The following is a 20,476-nucleotide window of genomic DNA, read 5'->3' on the forward strand; positions in this document are numbered from 1 at the left end:
CATAACTGTTAAGTATAATGTGCGTGCAAATTTTGTATTTGCAAAAAACTAATCAATCAAACTGTATAATTTTTTGTTCAACTTAGTGCGTAACTTATCGGTTAGCAGCTAAATATTTTAATGGATATTTAAGTCTTTAACTAAGTGAATAAATAATTGTACAGATTGATTAAAATCTAAAAATATTTAAGGAACTACTTTATGTTCAAACCAGTTACTAAAACTTTTGAATTCGGTCAACATACCGTTACTTTAGAAACGGGCGTTATTGCTCGTCAAGCCACTTGTGCTGTTATGGCTAGCATGGACGATACCTCAGTATTAGTCTCAGTTGTTGGTAAAAAAGAAGCAAAGCCGGGTCAAGACTTTTTTCCACTAACGGTTAACTACCAAGAGCGTACATACGCTGCTGGTAAAATCCCTGGTGGCTTTTTCAAACGTGAAGGTCGTCCTTCAGAAGAAGAAACATTAATTGCTCGTTTGATTGACCGTCCAATTCGTCCATTATTCCCAGAAGGGTTTACTAACGAAGTTCAAGTGATCATCACGGTTGTTTCTGCTAACCCAGAAATTGCCCCAGATATTATTTCTTTATTAGGTACCTCTGCAGCATTAGCTATTTCAGGTATGCCTTTTAGTGGTCCTGTTGGCGCAGCGCGCGTTGGTTACACTGACGGCAAATACATTTTAAACCCATTACAGTCTGAACTTGCTAGCTCACAACTTGATTTAGTTGTTTCTGGTACTGATTCTGCGGTATTAATGGTTGAGTCAGAAGCTGATGTGCTTTCTGAAGAAGTTATGCTTGGCGCTGTAGTATACGGTCATGAGCAAATGCAAACAGCTATCACCGCGATTAAAGAAATGGCTGCTGAAGTTAATAACCCTAAATGGGAATGGACTGCACCGGTTAAGAACGCTGATTTAGTTGCTAAAATTGCTGAGCTTTCAGAAGCAGCAGTAAACGAAGCTTACCAAATTACTGAAAAAGCAGTGCGTTATGAAAAAATTGCTGAAATTCGCAACGGTGTAATTGCACAATTGCTTGAAGCTGACGCTGAACTTGACGTACAAGATGCAAAAGACTTATTCCACGACTTAGAGAAAACGGTTGTTCGTGGCCGTATCACCCAAGGTCACCCTCGTATTGATGGTCGTGATCCTGAAATGATCCGCGCTTTAGACGTCATGACAGGTGTGCTACCACGTACTCATGGCTCTGCTGTATTTACTCGTGGTGAAACTCAAGCCCTAGTTGCAGCTACGTTAGGTACACAACGTGATGCACAACGCCTTGATACTATTATGGGTGAGAAAACTGACAGCTTCATGCTGCATTATAACTTCCCTCCATACTGTGTTGGTGAAACGGGTTTTGTTGGTTCACCTAAGCGTCGTGAAATCGGCCATGGTCGTCTAGCAAAACGTGGTATGTTGGCTGTTATGCCTTCTGCGGAAGACTTCCCATATTCAGTTCGTGTTGTATCTGAAATTACTGAATCTAACGGTTCATCTTCAATGGCTTCTGTTTGTGGTACGTCATTAGCATTGATGGATGCTGGTGTACCAATTAAAGCGTCTGTTGCTGGTATTGCTATGGGTCTAGTTAAAGAAGGTGACAACTTTGTGGTACTTTCTGACATTTTAGGTGATGAAGATCACTTAGGTGACATGGACTTTAAAGTAGCCGGTACTACCGGTGGTATTACTGCCCTGCAAATGGACATTAAGATTGAAGGTATTACGCAAGAAATCATGCAAATTGCTTTAAACCAAGCAAAAGCAGCGCGTACTCATATCTTAAGTGTTATGGATGAAGCGATTGGCGGACATCGTGATGATATCTCGCAATTTGCTCCACGTATTCATACCATGAAAGTTCCACAAGATAAAATCCGTGACATTATCGGTAAAGGTGGCGCAACAATTCGTCAGTTAACTGAAGAAACGGGCACTACCATTGAAATTGAAGATGACGGTACGGTTAAAATTGCAGCAACTGACGGCGAACAAGCTAAAGATGCCATTGCTCGTATTACTGCACTGACAGCAGAAATTGAAGTAGGTACTATATACACAGGTAAAGTGGTACGTATCGTAGACTTCGGTGCTTTTGTTAACGTCTTACCAGGTAAAGATGGTTTGGTACACATTTCTCAAATCTCTGAAGAACGTGTTAACGCTGTTAGCGATGTATTAACAGAAGGTCAAGACGTAACTGTTAAAGTACTTGAAGTTGACCGTCAAGGCCGTGTACGTTTAAGCATGAAAGAAGCTGCTGAAAAGCCGGCTACACCAGCGCCTGAAGCTGACAACGCAGAGTAATTTGCCTGCTGTAAATTAAGTTCATTAGCTGTATGACTAAAATATAGCTAATATCTTGTCGATAAAAAGGGAGCTTAATTGCTCCCTTTTTTATATACTCATGAGCATAAATACCCACTAGGATTCTGTTTTTCGTGCGCTTACTTCTTAAAAATAAATTTCCCCAGGCTATATTATCCAAAGTATTACTGGTTTCAGGCTTATTATTCGCCCAAGGTTGTACTACCACTAATGATCAACACTCAGTTATAGGTGAGCTGATCATTGCTGAACCCATTGCCATTAACGTTAAAGATGAAATAGCGCTAGAGCGCTTAACTCAAGTGCTACAGCGAGCTAAGATTAATGACGAGCAGCGGGCTGAGTTGTATTATCAACGTGGTATTAAATATGATAAATTCGGCTTGCGAGCATTGGCACATAATGACTTTAACCAAGCGATTAATTTAAAGCCCGATATGGTAGATGCTTATAACTTTTTAGGTATACACTTTATTCAGCTACAAGAATTTAATCAGTCATATGATGCCTTTGACTCAGTCATCGAATTGGACCCTAATTATCAATTTGCTTATTTTAATCGTGGTGTCGCTTTATATTATGGCGGTCGACCCAACTTAGCGGTAGATGACTTTAAAGCCTTTAAAGCATACCAAGTCAATGATCCTTACCGTGTGCTATGGCAATATTTAGCTAATGTCGAGTTAGATCAACAACAAGCTGAGCAAGATTTGATTGCTTCGGCAAAATTAATTGATGACAGCGTTTGGGCAAAAAATGTTATTAATCTCTACTTAGGTAAAATGAGTCAAGAGCTCTTTATTAAGCTTTTAACGGAAAATATTCATACCAACCAAGCGCTAACAGAGCGTTTGTGTGAAGCGTATTTTTATTTAGGCAAATATAGTCAAATGCAGGGAGATGTAAATGCGGCAATTAACTTTTTTAAACTTGCCATGAGCACTAATGTTTATGAATTTGTCGAGCATAGATACGCCAAACTTGAGCTTGATCTCATGCGTCAAAATTTACAACAAAACAGTACACCGTAAATACGTAGTAGTAGATGACTAGCGGTAAAAAAATCACTATCACATTGATAAGCTTAGCGATGTTTATATTGCTAAGCTTATTTTTTTTCATCGCTGAGTATCGTGATAAAATCAACCAAGCCACTATCACTCGCCAACAATTATCGTTACTCGAAACTTTTGATATTTTCACTAATACTGATGAACGATTAAGACAATTATTAAATAATAGCAATCGTCAGGCATGGTTACATTTAGCAAAGCTGCATGCCAATAATAGTGCCGATACTGCTTACCAGTTAGCAGAATATTTTCATCAGCATCAACAAATTCAGGCAGCACAACTTTGGTACCGGCTAGCGATACGCCAACACCACACCCCAGCAAGAATAGCACTTGCGAGTAGCTATTTTGCACAGCAGCAATACTCGGCTATAAAACCATTATTATTACCGATCATCGCTAATGCCGATGCACTAGCACTATTGTATGAGCTTGCCCTCTATCAAGGTGATGTGTCATTTATTGAAAATTATAAAAAACAGTTAGCACAAGGCAATAGTGCGGCACTCTATCTTGAATTAAAAAAATTCTCTGTATTTGACTCGAAGTCAGTACAATCGGTAAATACAGAAAATAGCGTATCAAAGTTATCATGTTTTATCGATGTGCAGTTTTTTGCCACGAACTTAACCGGCTTGAGACATGCGGAGCAGTTAATTAGTGTTTTTGAACAGCATCGTTTGGCTAAGTTTATTTGTTTGAAAGCACCTAAGTATATTGCCGTTGATACGGTCAAATGTTCGAATCTAGCACATGAAAAAATAGCCTGTAAGGCTACTGTTTGGATGAATCGAAAGGCTATCAACGCACGTTATCTTGCTTTGGTGGTGGCTGAAGGAGGAGCTAATGTTGATAACGGAATTTTGTATCTCGATCAAAATGATGATATTGACGTTTTAGTTCATGAACTAAGTCATTTAATCGGCTTTGTTGATGAGTACCCATTACCCGCTCAACATCAAAGGTGCCAACAACTTCAACAAAGCCCCTTTGCACATAATCTGGTTGTTTTACCGGAGTATTACCAAGGAGACCGTGCAAGCGTGAGAGCAAAAGTATTATCGCAAGTTCCCTGGCGTAGTTTAATTAAAGACACCACAGCGATATTATCTCGACATCAAAAGGGCTGGCAATTACTTACACCGACTAAATACCAAGATGAAGTGGGGCTATTTCCGGCAAAGTCTTGTGATAAACACAGTGAAATTCAAGCGTTTAAACCTTTGACCCAGCGTACAAAATTACAGTATTTTGAAATGATCTTTCCTGCAGCTTATATTGATATTTTTCGATTGGCTCCGAAGCGTTTTTTAATGCCAAGCTATCACTTTAATATCAGTCGAGATTTGGCCGTTCAGGGACATTATGGTCAGGCGAGGGAAGTGCTGCAATCAACGTTATTTGAGTAAACATTTAGCCAATTACATTTATTTGACATTAATTGACTAAACATTATTTGTTGGCGTTAATTAGTGTGTTCTTTTAGTGCCTTGACTGGCGTTATTTCCTTTAAATTTGATGCTGCATTTACGTATTTTTGTTGCTGTATGACGATGTTATTTCGAACTTTCGCTATTGGCCACATAGTGTTGTTATTAAATATCAATAGTTCTCGCTCTAATGACGCTTTATCATTTTTCGCTGAGTTAATTTTTGTTGTATTTACAAACCATGAAAATAGTTTCATACCACGGGCTCCTCAAATTACTTACATTAAGTTATAGCGTAAATTGTTTGTTTTTGCAGACTAAAGTTGAATATTTTTTGCTATATTTATTCATTCCCTGAGTCTAACAATGCTAAGTTACGATATAATTATGGCAACTTAATGAAAGCACTATTATATTTCTATGGAAAAATTTTCTTTTACCCATTTTCGCCGACAATTCCCTATTTTAGAAAACTTGGTTAATGAGCACTCGTTAGTTTATTTTGATAATGCGGCGACAACTCAAAAGCCAGTTTGTGTGATTGAGAGTCATAATAATTATTATCAACAAAGCAATGCTAATGTACACCGGGCTTCTCATGCCTTAAGTGCCAGAGCCACTGCTGCCTATGAAAGTGCGCGAAAAAAAGTCAAAAAACTGCTCAATGCCAATGCCGAAGAAGAAATCATTTGGACTAAAGGCAGTACTGAAAGTATTAATTTAGTTGCACAAAGCTGGGGACGCACATCATTGCAACCCGGTGATGAAATCGTCTTAAGTTATAGTGAGCATCACGCTAATATTGTGCCTTGGCAAATAGTAGCAGAGCAAACGGGAGCAAAAATAAAGGTGTTACCTTTAAACAAAGCAGGCCAAATAGCGATAGCTCAGCTAGAAGACTTTATTGGTGAACGTACGCGTATTGTTTGCGTAGGCCATATCTCTAATGTCATAGGTCGAATTAATCCGATAGAAAATATTATTCGAGTGGCTAAAAAGTATCAGGCTTTAACATTGATTGATGGCGCACAAGCCATCGCACATTTAAAAGTTGATGTAAGTGACTTAGATTGTGATTTTTATGTTTTTTCTGCTCATAAAATGTATGGACCAACCGGCATAGGTGTCTTGTATGGTAAGCAAGAGTTATTAGAGCAAATGCCGCCGTATCAAGCGGGTGGTGAAATGATCAAAACCGTGAGCTTTGAACAAACAACCTTTAACCAGTTACCGCATAAATTTGAGGCTGGCACACCTAATATTGCCGGTGTTATCGCATTGGGGGCGGCACTCGAGTTCCTTGAGCAACAAGATTATTCTGGCCTTGTTACTTATGAAACAGCGCTAAAAAAATATTGTTTTAGGCAGTTATCATCGATACCAGCCCTTGAATTTATTGTTGATGAAGAACCTGATATTCCTATATTTTCATTTACTCTGACAGGGCATCATAATCACGATATTGCTACGGCACTCGATAGTGTTGGTATTGCGGTACGTGCTGGGCACCATTGCACTATGCCATTAATGCATTATCTTAATATTACCGGTTGTATAAGATTGTCTTTATCAGCCTACAATAGCATGCAAGAGGTTGATTTTGTTGTACAACAACTAGAAAAATTGACTCAAACTGATGCTCAGTCACTCAGCACATCGTCAGTTAATGAAATAGCTGAGGCTAATTTCCCTCAAGCTGATCGCTTAACCGTTGATAACATTCTTAGTTTGTTTGCTAAAGCAAAAAGTTGGGATAGTAAACATCGAGAAATTATGATGCTAGGTAAAAAGCAATTACCTCTAGCTGCTAAAGATAAAACCCCGTTATCGCTAATTTCGGGTTGTGAAAGTCATGCTTGGTTAGTAGCTAATGAAAATACAGACGGAAAGTTCTGCTTTAAAGCGGATAGTGACGCTAAAGTGATTCGAGGCTTATTAACAATAATTTTAGCTGCTGTCGATAATAAAACAGCCGCGCAAATCCACGCTTTTGATATGAATAGTTATTTTTCTGAGCTCGGCTTGTTGCAGCATTTAAGCCCTTCACGTGGCAATGGTGTACGGGCCATTGTGCAGAAAATTCAACAACTCGTTGCTGATTAGTCTTGTTAGTTATGGCGGGCGTTTTACGCTTAATTGTAAGCGCTCAAAAGGCTTAACTAAGGGCCTTTTTTAAATATTTATCCATAGCTTTGCCGACTGCAAAAAATGCAAAACATGCGGTAACATGCGTTGCCGCACCAAAACCACCACTACAATCTAGACGCATTGCACCGTCATTTGATTGCTTAGCATGGCAAACATTTCCATCAGGATCAGGATAGCGCAGCTGCTCACTAGAAAATACCGCATCGATAGCAAACTTACGCTTAACATTACGTGAAAAGTTATATTCACGACGCAATTGATTACGAACTTTAGCGAGTAGTGGGTCTTGAAATGTTTGGCTTAAATCGGCAATAGCGATTTTGCTAGGATCTACTTGTCCACCAGCACCGCCAATAGTAACAATCGGGAGTTTATTACGTTTACAATGCGCGATAATGGCACTTTTGACATTAACGGAATCAATAGCATCAATAACGTAATCATATGAATTTGAAAGTAATTCTTTAATATTTTCTAGGGTGATAAAATCTTCGATAGTGTTAACACGACAATCTGGATTAATCTGTATTATTCTATCACGCATAACATCGACTTTACTTAAACCAACAGTTTCGGTTAAGGCATGAATTTGTCGGTTGATATTTGTCAGACATAAGTCGTCGAGGTCAATTAAGGTTATTTGGCCAACACCATTACGCGCAAGTGCTTCAGCAACCCAAGAGCCAACACCACCGATGCCTATCACACAGAAATGTGCTTGCTGCAAAGCTGCACTTTGACTGTTACCGTACAGCCGTGCAATACCACCGAACCTTAATTGATAATCTGACATTATTTATTCACTAGCTTGAAAATTCGCTGCGCATTATAGCAGTCCTGATCCGTAATACTAAGCATGTAAACAACAAATACCTCGATAAATAAGACATTTTTTTGCTTCTCCCTTAGCGGATTGAGCATTTATTTGTGTTATGTATTTATTTAACTTATTTTCAATATTAAAGCTTGTGATGGCTAGCGCAAGATAGGCTAGGGGTAAATAAAGTAAGTTGGTTAATATTTCAGCATTTATTAATATCGGCAACAAAGAAATGAGCAATATTAAGCTAACAATTAGTAATAAATGTAATATTTTTATCGATTGAATCATGGTTTTCATAAAATTAATCTCCGTAATGACTGTTTTTATTCGTTGAAATTCTATTCTAACGCTTGTGTTGAGTAAAAAGGGGTGGCATATTTGACATTATTAGTGGTGATTGTGCCATGTTGTTTCAGGTGAAATAGAATGAATGTAGTTATTTTGGCGACAAATCAATGTGTAGTGTCGGCTGTTTATGGCTTAGTTGATGTTTTTTATGCGGCTAATTATTGCTATGAACAGCGTTATAGCAATAGTGAACATACCGCTATTACCTGTAAAATAGTAACAATTGATAACCAAGCCGTGACGGGTTATAACGGTGTCAGCATTAGTCCTAATGTCCGGCTTAGTGAGATAGAAAAACCGGATATTATTATTGTTTCCTCTTCGGTTCGTGCCGTTATTGAATGCTGTGCAGATGATATTATGGTTGAAAATATACCCTTGGTTAAGCACTGGCTTAACGAATATCATACACAAGGTACTACCGTTGCAAGTTACTGTACAGGTAGCTTTTTATTAGCTTCTTGTGGTTTATTAAAGGGTAAAGTGGCGACTACACATTGGCGCAGTGCCGATTTATTTAAGCGATTATTTCCATCGGTTCGTCTCGACTGTGATCGCATGCTCATTGATAATGGTGACGTGGTTTGTTCAGGAGGTTCAATGTCTTATATTGATCTCGCCTTACACTTAATTGCTAAAAGTATCGGTCAAGATATTGCCTCTGATTGTGCAAAGTTATTGGTTTTTGATCCGGTTAGACAAAAGCAATCGCCTTATGTTACGTTTCAGGCGCAAAAATCGCATGATGATCAGGCTATATTAAAAGCGCAAGAGTGGATTGAATCTCATTTTAGTCAGGAGATTTTAATTGATGACTTAGCGGTGTTAGTTGGGCTGGGCGCGAGAACCTTTAAAAGACGTTTTAAGCAAGCTACCGATGAAACCCCGATTAGTTACCTACAAAGGATAAGAGTTGAACATGCTAAGGTGCGATTGGAAAAAACCACTGAAGCCATTAATCAAATTATATGGACGAGCGGATATGAAGACGTCAGTAGTTTTCGACAGTTATTTAAACGTTTCACCGGTGTAACACCAAAAGAGTACCGGCAGAAATATTTGTGAGTTAACTTTATATTATAGGCTTTAACACTTTATATTGGTCTTACGGTGCTGTCGCAGCAGGCAGTTTAACGGTAAATTCGGTTTGTTGTTCATCGATAATATTAAAGGCTATTTCACCTCGTTGAACTTGTGTCATCAACTTAGCTGAATATGTACCTAAGCCTGTCCCAGAGCGATGATTTGAACTGCTATATTTTTCAAATAAACTTGCACGCATGCCCTGTGGAATAGCACCTTGATTAGTTAATCTAAAGCTTACTTGCTTATCCTCATAAGCTAATGAAATTACTATTTTTTGCTCTGTTGGTGAGGCTTCTACGGCATTTTTTATTAGGTTGTTGAATATTGATAAGCAAAGTAATGGCTCGGCTAAAATAAAATGCTCGTTGTCAAAGCCGTTAAGCTCAAATGTCAGGTTTTTATCCTGACTGTCTTTTAGTACCGCATTAATGGCGTCATTGACCAATATATTTAAGTTTGTTACTTGCGGCATAAGGGGATAAATACCTTGTTCAATTTTATATAAATTGAGCGAGTTATTTATCATGCTGATGACATTGTTTACTGCGCGATTAATTGATTTTGCTGCACTTTTATCTGCTAAGCGATAGGTCTCAAACAAGATATTACTCAGTGGAGCCTTTAAGTCATGATGGGTGATTTTTTCAATATCTTCGCGTAATTTAGCATTATCTTCCAGCGTTGCTACCTGAGCAGACAAAGCGAGCTGTTGCTGCTGTAAACGGATATGAGTGGCAACGCGGGCACGTAGTAAGTCGCCATTTAATGGTTTGGTAATATAATCAACTGCACCTAAATCAAAGCCATATTTAATATCATCAATCAATGCTTTAGCACTCAGAAATATGATCGGAATATTAGCGCTAACCGGGCTTTCTTTAAGTTTTCTACAGACTTGGTAGCCGTCCATATCAGGCATCATAATATCAAGCAGAATTAAGGCAATATTATACTTATTACTGGCCACTATCCGAAGGGCGTGTTCGCCGGACTTCGCTGCCATCACGCGGTAGTGTTCACGTAAATTTCCAGCCACAACGTCGATATTACTACTTTCATCGTCAACGACCAATATCGTGGCTTTTTCTGTAGCTAGGCTTGAGTTCTGACTAACCGAGGCTTGAATCGATGAGTCATTTAGCGCTGATTTTTTCAGACTGTCGGCGAAGATATCAGCTTGTGTCAGTTCAAATAAGGCGACAATAACTGACTTCTTTTTAAATGGAGGCAGTAGATAAATACTCTGTTGAGCGGGGGCTTTATTGTTATCAGCACAATGCGTCTTTGTGTCGGATTGTGCTCGTTGATGTGCAAGTATCAATAATGGCAATTGCTTAGTGTTCGATACTTTTGCTAATTCATCGCGAAAAGAAAAGATGCTTGTTTTTGTTAATGTGTCCGAACAAATCAATAATTTTATGGTTGAAAATTGAGCATATTCTAAAGCATCGTCAACACTTTCGATGCAAGCGATTGCTGATTTTTTTACACCACAGGAGAGTAATATTTTAGCGAGCGCTTCGCGAACTAATCGGCTTTCATCAACAATTAAAATATGGTCAAGCACAAATAAAATACCACTGTTTTTACAATAAGTTTAATAATATAAGGATTGTAACGTTAATGTACTGAAGTTTAAATAGCGGCTCGAATAAGTGATGAATTATTGTTGCTATTGCTGTTGTTAGGAGGTCAGAGTCTGAAATTTAAAAAGGCAACACTAAGGTTGCCTTTTTTGATATAGCTAATAAATTCAGCCGTATTAATTTATAACACTATCTATCACTTAATGGGATAAATTTACGGTCAATTTCACCAGTATATTTTTGACGAGGACGACCGATTTTTTGTCCTGCTTGACCCAGCATTTCATCCCAATGTGCAACCCAGCCAACAGTACGTGACATAGCGAAAATCACCGTGAACATATTGGTTGGAATGCCTATGGCTTTAAGGATAATTCCTGAATAGAAATCAACGTTAGGGTATAATTTTTTCTCAATGAAGTAAGGGTCTTCAAGTGCTACTTTTTCAAGCGCCATAGCAACATCAAGCAATGGATCTTGAATCCCCAATTCAGTTAATACTTCATGACAAGTTTCACGCATCACCGTGGCACGAGGATCAAAGTTTTTGTAGACACGATGTCCAAAGCCCATTAAACGGAACGGGTCTGACTTATCTTTTGCTTTCGCAACAAACTCATCAACACGGTCTAATGAGCCAATTTGTTCAAGCATAGTTAAACAAGCTTCGTTAGCGCCGCCATGTGCAGGGCCCCAAAGTGAAGCAACACCCGCTGCGATACAAGCATAAGGGTTAGCACCAGATGAACCGGCTAAACGTACTGTTGACGTTGAAGCATTTTGTTCGTGGTCAGCATGTAGTGTAAAAATACGATCCATTGCACGAGCAACCGTCGGACTAACCACATATTCTTCAGCAGGTACTGAGAATAACATGTGTAAAAAGTTCTCGGCGTAGCTCAAGTCATTACGTGGATAAACAAAAGGTTGACCGATACTGTACTTGTAAGCCATTGCTGCGATAGTTGGCATTTTCGCAATTAAACGATGCGCACTACGCATACGTTGATCAGGTGCGTGAATATCTAAATCGCTGTGATAAAATGAAGATAATGCGCCAACAACACCACATAACATCGCCATTGGATGTGCGTCAGGTAAAAAGCCATGGAAAAAATGTACTAATTTCTCATGAACCATAGTGTGGTTGGTAATAATATTAGTAAATTCATCATATTGTGTTTTAGTTGGTGCATCACCATTTAACAAAATATAACAAACTTCTAAGTAATCAGCTTGTTTAGCAAGGCTATCAATTGGATAACCGCGGTGTTGTAAAATACCTTTATCACCATCGATAAAAGTAATTTCAGATTCACATGAGGCGGTTGCTAAAAAACCTGGGTCATAGGTGAAATAGCCTGCGCCGCCTAGTGTACGAATATCTATTACATCGTTACCGGCAGTGCCTTTAAGAATTGGCAAGTCTGCAACTACATTACCGTCGATACTAAGAGAGGCTTTTGAGTCAGCCATATGTTTCGTCCCCATTAAAATTTATTTATCTTGAAAATATCTCTAAACTAAATGTTTAGTCAATTTTTGTGAATATTAAACTGCGTGTATTCTACTTCAGATCACCCCCTAAAAGTCAATTCGTTTGTTAACCTCTTAGACTAAAGTCAAATGTCAGGATCTATTTTAGTAAAGTATGGTTATTAATTAGTCGTAAGCCTTGAAAATTGGCTGCAACTTGTCAGTGAAGAAAATTGTAATTAATGATTTTCACCTATATAATCAAGCCGATCTGAATTCTGTTTTTGCATTCGTATGTCATTTTCATATTGTAAGTGTAAAAATATAATTCACATCGGAGGGGGGTTATCTACCAGTATAATTTGGCTAGGTAACGTAAAAATAAGTTGAAGGCTCCAAGAGCTCCTTAGGCAACAATCGTGAAAAAACAACGTCCTGTAAACCTAGATTTGTCAACAATTAAAATGCATGCGGCAGCCAATGCCTCTATATTACACCGTGTATCAGGTGTCATCATGGTATTCGCTATTGGTATTTTATTGTGGACGCTTTCTTTATCTCTATCTTCTGTTGAAGGTTTCGCGCAAGTAGAGTCACTACTTAGCGGGTTATTCTTTAAAATTATTATCCTGGGTACACTTTCTGCACTTATTTATCATTTGCTTGGTGGTATTCGCCACTTGTTTATGGATTTAGGTCATTTTGAAGAGCTCGCATCGGGTAATGCTACGGCAAAGCTAATTATTGCACTTTGGTTGGTGCTTACTGTAGTAGTAGGAGTTAGATTATGGTAAATAACGCAGCAACAGTAGGCCGTAGTGGCGTACATGACTTTATTCTTCTTCGTACCAGCGCAATAATTTTAGCACTGTATACCTTATTTCTGGTTGGTTTTTTCGTTATAACACCCGCTGTAACGTTTGAAATTTGGCAAGCATTTTTTGGTAATATTTGTACTAAGATATTCACCATTTTAGCGCTAATCGCTTTACTAATTCATGCGTGGATTGGTGTATGGCAGGTGCTTTCGGATTACATCAAACCAGCATTATTACGTGGTGGTTTACAATTTTTCTTTTCTGTTTTGTTGCTCGTTTACTTTGCAACAGGCCTATTAACTGTGTGGGGTGTGTAAGTGAGCGTTCCTATTCGTGAATTCGACGCCATTGTCATTGGCGCTGGTGGTGCAGGTATGCGCGCTGCCTTAGCAATATCGGAATCTGGCAAATCTTGTGCTTTGATTTCAAAAGTATTTCCTACTCGTTCTCATACGGTTTCTGCACAAGGCGGCATCACTGTTGCTTTGGGTAATGCCCATGAAGATCACTGGGAACAACACATGTACGATACCGTGAAAGGCTCTGATTATATCGGTGACCAAGACGCTATCGAATATATGTGTAAAACCGGTCCTGAATCAATTATCGAACTTGAGAAAATGGGTTTACCTTTCTCTCGTACCGAAGAAGGTAAAATTTACCAACGTCCATTTGGTGGTCAATCTAAAAACTTTGGTGGTGAGCAAGCTGCTCGTACCGCAGCTGCAGCTGACCGTACCGGTCATGCATTATTGCACTGTTTATACCAACAGAACGTTAAAAACAAAACTAACGTTTATTCTGAGTGGTATGCTTTAGATTTAGTCAAAAACAGCGATGGCGCTGTTGTTGGTACTACCGCTATCTGTATTGAAACCGGTGAAGTTGTTTACTTTAAAGCCCGTGCAACTGTACTGGCTACCGGTGGTGCAGGTCGTATCTTCGCTTCAACGACTAATGCTCACATCAATACTGGTGACGGTGTTGGTATGTCACTGCGTGCTGGCGTGCAAATGCAAGACATGGAAATGTGGCAGTTCCATCCGACAGGTATCGCAGGTGCTGGTGTACTAGTGACGGAAGGTTGTCGTGGTGAAGGTGGTTACTTATTGAATAAAGATGGCGAACGTTTTATGGAACGTTATGCGCCAAACGCTAAAGATCTAGCGGGTCGTGACGTTGTTGCTCGTTCAATGATGACTGAAATCCGTGAAGGTCGTGGTTGTGACGGTCCTTGGGGTCCACACATCAAGCTTAAACTTGATCATTTAGGTCGCGAAACTTTAGAGAAACGTTTACCAGGTGTTTGTGATTTATCGAAAACATTTGCTCATGTTGATCCAGCTGAAGAACCTATTCCAGTTATCCCAACATGTCACTACCAAATGGGTGGTGTACCATGTAACGTTAACGGCCAAGCACTTAATATTGCTGCTGATGGCAAAGAAACGATTGTTGAAGGTTTATTCGCTGTTGGTGAAATCGCTTGTGTATCAGTTCATGGTGCGAACCGCTTAGGTGGTAACTCACTGCTTGATTTAGTGGTATTTGGTCGTGCAGCCGGTAACTTCTTAGGAACTTATTTAAGCGATACGCAATCAGCAAAAGATGCATCAGAATCTGATCTTGAAGCTGCTTTAGCACGTACTAATCGTTGGGAGTCATCTTCTAAAGGTGAATCACCTACGCAAATCCGTAAAGATTTGCAACAGTGTATGCAACTTAACTTCTCGGTATTCCGTGAAGGTGAAGCAATGGCTCAAGGCATGAAAGAGTTAACGGAAATTCGTGAACGTCTTAAAGATGCTCATCTAGACGACAAGTCTAGCGAGTTCAATACACAGCGTATCGAGTGTTTAGAATTAGACAACTTGATGGAAACTGCTTTTTGTTCAGCTAAAGCTGCTAACTTCCGTACTGAATCTCGTGGTGCTCATGCCCGTCAAGATTTCACGGAGCGTGATGATGAAAACTGGTTATGTCATTCTGTTTACACACCAGATAGCGAAGAAATGAGCAAGCGTACCGTTAATATGGCACCGGTTCACCGTGAAGCTTTCCCACCGAAAGCAAGAATTTACTAGGAGCGTTGTGATGAAACAAGTTTTTTCTATTTACCGTTACAACCCTGATGTTGATAACAAACCTTACATGAAAGATTATGAGCTGGAAGTTCCCGAAGGCTCAGACATGATGGTATTAGATGCGCTAATTTTGCTGAAAGAGCAAGATTCTAGCCTGTCATTTCGTCGTTCATGTCGTGAAGGTGTTTGTGGCTCTGACGGCTTGAACATGAATGGTAAAAATGGTTTGGCCTGTATAACGCCTTTATCTGCAATTCCAGCAAATAAAATCGTCTTACGTCCATTACCAGGTTTGCCAGTAGTACGTGATTTAATTATTGATATGACACAGTTTTATAATCAATATGAAAAAATCAGACCTTACCTGATCAATGATGGTAAAGAACAACCAGCACGTGAACATTTGCAATCTATCGAAGAACGTGAAAAATTAGATGGTCTGTATGAATGTATTTTATGTGCGTGTTGTTCAACATCTTGTCCTTCTTTTTGGTGGAACCCTGATAAATTTATTGGTCCTGCCGGCTTATTACATGCTTATCGTTTTCTTATTGATAGCCGTGATACAGCAACAGAAGAGCGTTTAGATGATTTACAGGATGCTTACAGCGTATTTCGTTGTCACGGCATCATGAACTGTGTTGACGTTTGTCCGAAAGGATTGAACCCAACAAAAGCCATTGGCCATATTAAGTCAATGTTGCTAACCAGAGCGGTTTAACTAAAACAGTAGAGTATATCGAGCACAACTGATGTACTCTGCTATTTTTATTAGACAATTTGTTTTTATTGCTTTTATCCCATAAAGGAACAGGCAATGCCCGAAGGTGATATGAAGGCTTGGATAGAGTCTTCCCATTTAAGTGGTGCGAACGCTGCTTATATTGAAGAATTATACGAATCTTATCTGGATAACTCGCAATCTGTCTCAGCAGAGTGGCGAGATATTTTCCAACAACTTCCTAAAATTGAAGGTGCTGACGTTGAATATCGGCATTCTGAAATCCGTGACGAATATAAAGCGCTAGCCCAACAAACACAAAAAACCGTGGTTGTTTCAGGTGGTAGCGATGCTAAGCAAGTAAAAGTTTTACAGCTTATCAATGCTTTTCGTTTTCGCGGGCATCAAAATGCTAACCTTGACCCCTTAGGGTTATGGCAACGTGAAAAAGTACGTGACCTGCAATTATCTCATCATGAACTATCGGAAAATGATTTCGATCGTGAGTTTAAAATAGGTTCTTTGGCTATTGGCCAAGAAACAATGAAACTTGGTGAGTTATATAAAGCGCTTAAAACTACTTATTGTGGTTCTATTGGTGCTGAATATATGCATATTACCTCGACTGATGAAAAACGTTGGTTACAACAACGTCTTGAATCAGTACAGTCACAAGCCGTGCTTAGCGTTGAAGAGAAAGAAGAAATTTTCAAGGGCTTAGTTGCGGCTGATGGTCTTGAAAAGTATCTAGGAGCTAAATTTCCAGGTGCCAAACGTTTCTCGCTTGAAGGCGGTGATGCCCTAGTCCCAATGTTGAAGCAACTGATCACTCGTGCCGGTACGCAAGGCGCCAAAGAAGTGGTTATGGGTATGGCTCATCGTGGTCGCTTAAATGTGCTGGTTAACGTTATGGGCAAGAATCCATCAAAATTATTTGATGAGTTCGGTGGTAAACACGATGAAATATTATCTTCAGGTGACGTTAAATATCACCAAGGTTATTCATCTGACTTTGTCACGCCGGGCGGTAATGTGCATTTAGCCTTAGCGTTTAACCCATCGCATCTTGAGATTGTTAACCCTGTGGTTATCGGTAGTGTGCGTGCACGTTTAGACCGTCGAGATTGTAATGAGGGTGATTTAGTCTTACCTATTACTATCCACGGTGACTCAGCGATTGCTGGTCAAGGTGTGGTACAAGAAACTTTTAACATGTCGCAAGCACGGGCGTTTAAAGTCGGCGGTACTATTCGCATTGTGGTGAATAACCAAGTGGGTTTTACAACATCCAGCTCTGAGGATACCCGCAGTGGTGAATATTGTACTGAAGTCGCTAAAATGGTTTCAGCACCTATTCTTCATGTTAATGGTGACGATCCAGAAGCTGTGATCTTAGCAACACAAATTGCGCTTGATTACCGTAACGAATTTAAACGTGACGTGGTTATTGATCTTGTTTGTTACCGACGTCATGGACATAACGAAGCTGATGAGCCTAGCGCGACACAGCCCCTTATGTATAAAAAAGTTAAAAAACATCCTACGCCTCGTCAACTTTACGCTGATCAATTGAATGCGGAAGGCTCTCTCACTAAAGCAAAAACTGATGAGTTAACCGCTTATTATCGTAAGTTGCTTGATGAAGGCCAATGTACCGTTGAGCAATGGCGTCCAATGACTGAGCATTCTGTTGACTGGTCACCTTATATTGGTCATAACTGGGATGATGATTACGAGAAAGAAATCTCACTTGAAAAGCTGAAAGAATTAGCGGCAAAAGTCGCCCATATTCCAGCCGATCATGCCGTACATAATCGTGTAAAGAAAATTTACGATGATCGTGAAAAAATGGCTAATGGTGAAAAACTACTTGATTGGGGCATGGCAGAAAACTTAGCTTATGCGTCAATTGTTGATTTAGGTAAACGTGTACGTATTACCGGTCAAGATTCAGGTCGTGGTACCTTCTTCCATCGTCATGCAGTATTACATGCTCAAGATGACGGCAGCCGTTATTTACCTTTGCAAAATGTTCGCGAAGGTCAAGGCCCGTTTGATGTTCATGATTCCGTGTTATCTGAAGTATCCGTATTAGCATTTGAATATGGTTACACAACAGCTGAGCCGAGTGGTTTAACTATTTGGGAAGCACAATTTGGTGATTTTGCTAACTGTGCACAAGTAGTATTTGATCAATTTATCAGTTCGGGGGAGCAAAAGTGGGGCCGTTTATGTGGCTTGACTATGTTGTTACCTCATGGCTATGAAGGTCAAGGTCCAGAGCATTCATCAGCACGTTTAGAACGCTTTTTACAGCTTTGTGCTGATCACAACATGCAAGTTTGTGTACCTTCGACACCTGCGCAAGTATTTAATATGCTGCGTCGTCAAGTCGTTCGTCCTATGCGTCGTCCATTGGTGGTTATGTCACCGAAATCATTATTACGTCACCCGTTAGCGGTTTCTTCGTTAGAAGAGCTATCAACGGGGGTCTTCCATAATGTTATTGGTGAAGTGGATGAGCTTGATGCCGATGGTGTTGAACGCGTGGTGTTCTGTAGTGGTAAAGTTTACTACGAATTACTTGATCAGCGTCGTAAGAATGAGCAAAGCAATGTTGCTATCATTCGTATCGAACAATTGTATCCATTCCCAGAAGAAGAGCTAAAAGCTGAAATTGAAAAATATCAGCATGTTAAGCAATTCGTTTGGTGTCAGGAAGAACCGCAAAATCAGGGTGCTTGGTACTGTTCACAGCATCACTTTAGAGCGGCAATCCCTGGCAATACGTATTTGACATATGCAGGTCGTAATGCTTCTGCAGCTCCTGCGGTAGGTTATATGTCGGTTCATGTTAAAGAACAACAGGCGCTAGTTCATGACGCGCTTAATGTAGAATAGACCCTCTTTTTTATAAAGAGATTAATTAAGAGTGTGTAAGGAATATTATAAATGACAACCGAAATCAAGGTTCCCGTTTTACCTGAATCAGTTGCAGATGCAACAATAGCGACTTGGCATGTACAAGTAGGCGATAAAGTGTCTCGTGATCAAGTATTAGTAGATATTGAAACTGATAAAGTAGTGCTAGAAGTACAAGCATTATCTGATGGTGTGATGACTGAAATATCACAAGCTGAAGGTGCTACGGTTTTAGGCGAGCAAGTTATTGCTATTCTTTCAGAAGGTGAGGGAGAAGCTCCTGCATCTGAAAGTAAAAGCGAAGATACTTCTGCAAAAAACAAAAGCGAAGATTCAGCTGCAGCAACTAAAGCTCCTGCTGATAAAGGCTCAGTAAAAGTGATTGATATTGTGGTACCGGTATTACCAGAGTCAGTTGCTGATGCAACGGTAGCAACATGGCATGTTGCTGCAGGCGATACCGTTACTGTTGACCAAAACTTAGTTGATATTGAAACCGACAAAGTGGTTTTAGAAGTGGTAGCACAAGCTGATGGTATAATTGGTAAAATAATTCACGCTGAAGGCGATACAGTATTAGGTGACCAAAAATTGGGTGAACTTAACGCTGGCGCATCAGCAAGCGCTGCCCCTGCTGCCTCAGCTGAAGAAGCGATTAGTTCAGATGAGCTAGCTAGCCCATCAGTACGACGTTTAATGACCGAAAAAGGCTTAACCGCAAATGACGTTGTTGGTACTGGCAAAGGCGGTCGTATTTCTAAAGAAGACGTTGAAACTGCTTTGAACAAGCCAAAAGCAGCACCGGCAAAAGCCGCGGCGTCAGCGCCAGCAGCACAAGCTGCTGCCGCATTAGGTGAACGTACGCAAAAACGTGTTCCAATGACGCGTTTACGTAAAACTATCGCGACACGTTTGTTAGAGGCGAAAAACTCTACCGCCATGTTAACCACGTTTAACGAAGTTAACATGAAACCAATTATGGATCTTCGTGCGCAGTATAAAGACGTATTTGAGAAAACCCATGATACCCGTTTAGGTTTTATGTCTTTCTACGTAAAAGCGGTTACTGAAGCACTTAAACGCTACCCAGCGGTAAATGCATCAATTGACGGTGACGATATCGTTTATCATAACTTTTTCGACATCTCAATTGCGGTATCTACACCACGTGGTTTAGTAACACCGGTATTACGTGATGCTGACCAACTTAGCATGGCGGGTATCGAAAACGGTATTCGTTCGTTAGCGATTAAAGGCCGTGACGGTAAATTGACCATGGACGAAATGCAAGGTGGTAACTTTACTATCACTAATGGCGGCGTTTTTGGTTCATTAATTTCAACACCTATTCTTAACTTGCCACAAGCAGCTATTTTGGGTATGCATAAAATCCAAGACCGCCCAATGGCTGTTGACGGAAAAGTTGAAATTTTACCTATGATGTACCTAGCACTTTCTTATGATCATCGTTTAATTGATGGTAAAGAATCAGTAGGTTTCTTAGTAACAATAAAAGAATTGTTAGAAGATCCAACACGCTTGTTACTTAACATTTAGTTAAACATTTACTCAGCATGTTATTAAAATCTTTTGTTCGATGTAGACTATAGTATTA

The 20,476-nt window shown here is 39.7% G+C and carries 16 protein-coding genes; 11 read left to right on the plus strand and 5 right to left on the minus strand.

All coding sequences use genetic code 11. The features are described from left to right. The first annotated feature begins 201 nt into the window (after positions 1-201). From pnp to FGD67_RS00930, 3 genes are all read left to right on the plus strand, one after another. Positions 202-2,325 carry a polyribonucleotide nucleotidyltransferase gene (gene pnp / locus FGD67_RS00920; protein WP_257173257.1) on the plus strand — a complete coding sequence of 708 codons (2,124 nt, stop codon included), beginning with the start codon at positions 202-204 and terminating at the stop codon, positions 2,323-2,325. A gap of 134 nt (positions 2,326-2,459) precedes the next feature. Beyond that, entirely contained in the window at positions 2,460-3,377 is a 918-nt protein-coding gene (nlpI, locus tag FGD67_RS00925; protein WP_257173258.1) for a lipoprotein NlpI, read from the plus strand. A 14-nt stretch (positions 3,378-3,391) separates the two neighbouring features. Then, the gene (locus FGD67_RS00930) at positions 3,392-4,828 is read left to right on the plus strand and encodes a hypothetical protein (RefSeq protein WP_257173259.1); all 1,437 of its coding nucleotides are present in this window, start codon (positions 3,392-3,394) and stop codon (positions 4,826-4,828) included. A gap of 56 nt (positions 4,829-4,884) precedes the next feature. Here FGD67_RS00930 and FGD67_RS00935 read toward each other — a convergent pair whose 3' ends face one another. Next, the gene (locus FGD67_RS00935) at positions 4,885-5,106 is read right to left on the minus strand and encodes a hypothetical protein (RefSeq protein ID WP_257173260.1); all 222 of its coding nucleotides are present in this window, start codon (positions 5,104-5,106) and stop codon (positions 4,885-4,887) included. 163 nt (positions 5,107-5,269) lie between these two features. On the opposite strand from FGD67_RS00935, the gene FGD67_RS00940 reads away from it, so the two are divergent. Further along, positions 5,270-6,952, plus strand: coding sequence for a SufS family cysteine desulfurase (locus tag FGD67_RS00940; RefSeq protein ID WP_257173261.1), 1,683 nt, complete (start codon positions 5,270-5,272; stop codon positions 6,950-6,952). Between the two features lie 52 nt (positions 6,953-7,004). Here the strand turns inward: FGD67_RS00940 and tcdA are convergent, their stop codons facing one another. Together tcdA and FGD67_RS00950 are read right to left on the minus strand one after the other, a co-directional pair. Further along, positions 7,005-7,790, minus strand: a complete 786-nt coding sequence (gene tcdA, locus FGD67_RS00945; RefSeq protein ID WP_257173262.1) for a tRNA cyclic N6-threonylcarbamoyladenosine(37) synthase TcdA — start codon at positions 7,788-7,790, stop codon at positions 7,005-7,007. A gap of 57 nt (positions 7,791-7,847) precedes the next feature. Then, the gene (locus FGD67_RS00950) at positions 7,848-8,117 is read right to left on the minus strand and encodes a hypothetical protein (RefSeq protein ID WP_257173263.1); all 270 of its coding nucleotides are present in this window, start codon (positions 8,115-8,117) and stop codon (positions 7,848-7,850) included. A 129-nt stretch (positions 8,118-8,246) separates the two neighbouring features. On the opposite strand from FGD67_RS00950, the gene FGD67_RS00955 reads away from it, so the two are divergent. Continuing rightward, on the plus strand, positions 8,247-9,233 hold the full coding sequence (locus tag FGD67_RS00955) for a GlxA family transcriptional regulator (RefSeq protein WP_257173264.1): 987 nt from the start codon (positions 8,247-8,249) through the stop codon (positions 9,231-9,233). A 40-nt stretch (positions 9,234-9,273) separates the two neighbouring features. Here the strand turns inward: FGD67_RS00955 and FGD67_RS00960 are convergent, their stop codons facing one another. Together FGD67_RS00960 and FGD67_RS00965 are read right to left on the minus strand one after the other, a co-directional pair. Further along, positions 9,274-10,821 (minus strand): hybrid sensor histidine kinase/response regulator, encoded by a 1,548-nt coding sequence (locus tag FGD67_RS00960; protein WP_257173265.1) that lies wholly within the window; start codon positions 10,819-10,821, stop codon positions 9,274-9,276. Between the two features lie 208 nt (positions 10,822-11,029). Next, complete coding sequence (locus FGD67_RS00965) at positions 11,030-12,316, minus strand: citrate synthase (protein ID WP_257173266.1); 1,287 nt, start codon at positions 12,314-12,316, stop codon at positions 11,030-11,032. Between the two features lie 419 nt (positions 12,317-12,735). On the opposite strand from FGD67_RS00965, the gene sdhC reads away from it, so the two are divergent. From sdhC to odhB, 6 genes are all read left to right on the plus strand, one after another. Further along, entirely contained in the window at positions 12,736-13,110 is a 375-nt protein-coding gene (gene sdhC, locus FGD67_RS00970) for a succinate dehydrogenase, cytochrome b556 subunit (protein WP_257173267.1), read from the plus strand. Next, on the plus strand, positions 13,104-13,451 hold the full coding sequence (gene sdhD / locus FGD67_RS00975; RefSeq protein WP_257173268.1) for a succinate dehydrogenase, hydrophobic membrane anchor protein: 348 nt from the start codon (positions 13,104-13,106) through the stop codon (positions 13,449-13,451). The genes sdhC and sdhD overlap by 7 nt, the downstream gene beginning before the upstream one ends. Continuing rightward, a complete protein-coding gene (gene sdhA, locus FGD67_RS00980) occupies positions 13,452-15,218 on the plus strand; it encodes a succinate dehydrogenase flavoprotein subunit (protein ID WP_257173269.1) in 1,767 nt (588 codons plus the stop codon). It abuts the gene before it with no gap. Positions 15,219-15,228: 10 nt separating this feature from the next. Continuing rightward, positions 15,229-15,939, plus strand: coding sequence for a succinate dehydrogenase iron-sulfur subunit (locus FGD67_RS00985; protein ID WP_085330918.1), 711 nt, complete (start codon positions 15,229-15,231; stop codon positions 15,937-15,939). 96 nt (positions 15,940-16,035) lie between these two features. Continuing rightward, positions 16,036-18,840 carry a 2-oxoglutarate dehydrogenase E1 component gene (locus FGD67_RS00990; RefSeq protein WP_257173270.1) on the plus strand — a complete coding sequence of 935 codons (2,805 nt, stop codon included), beginning with the start codon at positions 16,036-16,038 and terminating at the stop codon, positions 18,838-18,840. A 51-nt stretch (positions 18,841-18,891) separates the two neighbouring features. After that, positions 18,892-20,418: a 2-oxoglutarate dehydrogenase complex dihydrolipoyllysine-residue succinyltransferase gene (odhB, locus tag FGD67_RS00995; RefSeq protein WP_257173271.1), complete on the plus strand. Its 1,527-nt coding sequence runs from the start codon at positions 18,892-18,894 to the stop codon at positions 20,416-20,418. The last annotated feature ends 58 nt before the right edge of the window (positions 20,419-20,476 follow it).

The sequence above is a fragment of the Colwellia sp. M166 genome, from assembly GCF_024585285.1.
GTDB lineage: Bacteria > Pseudomonadota > Gammaproteobacteria > Enterobacterales > Alteromonadaceae > Cognaticolwellia.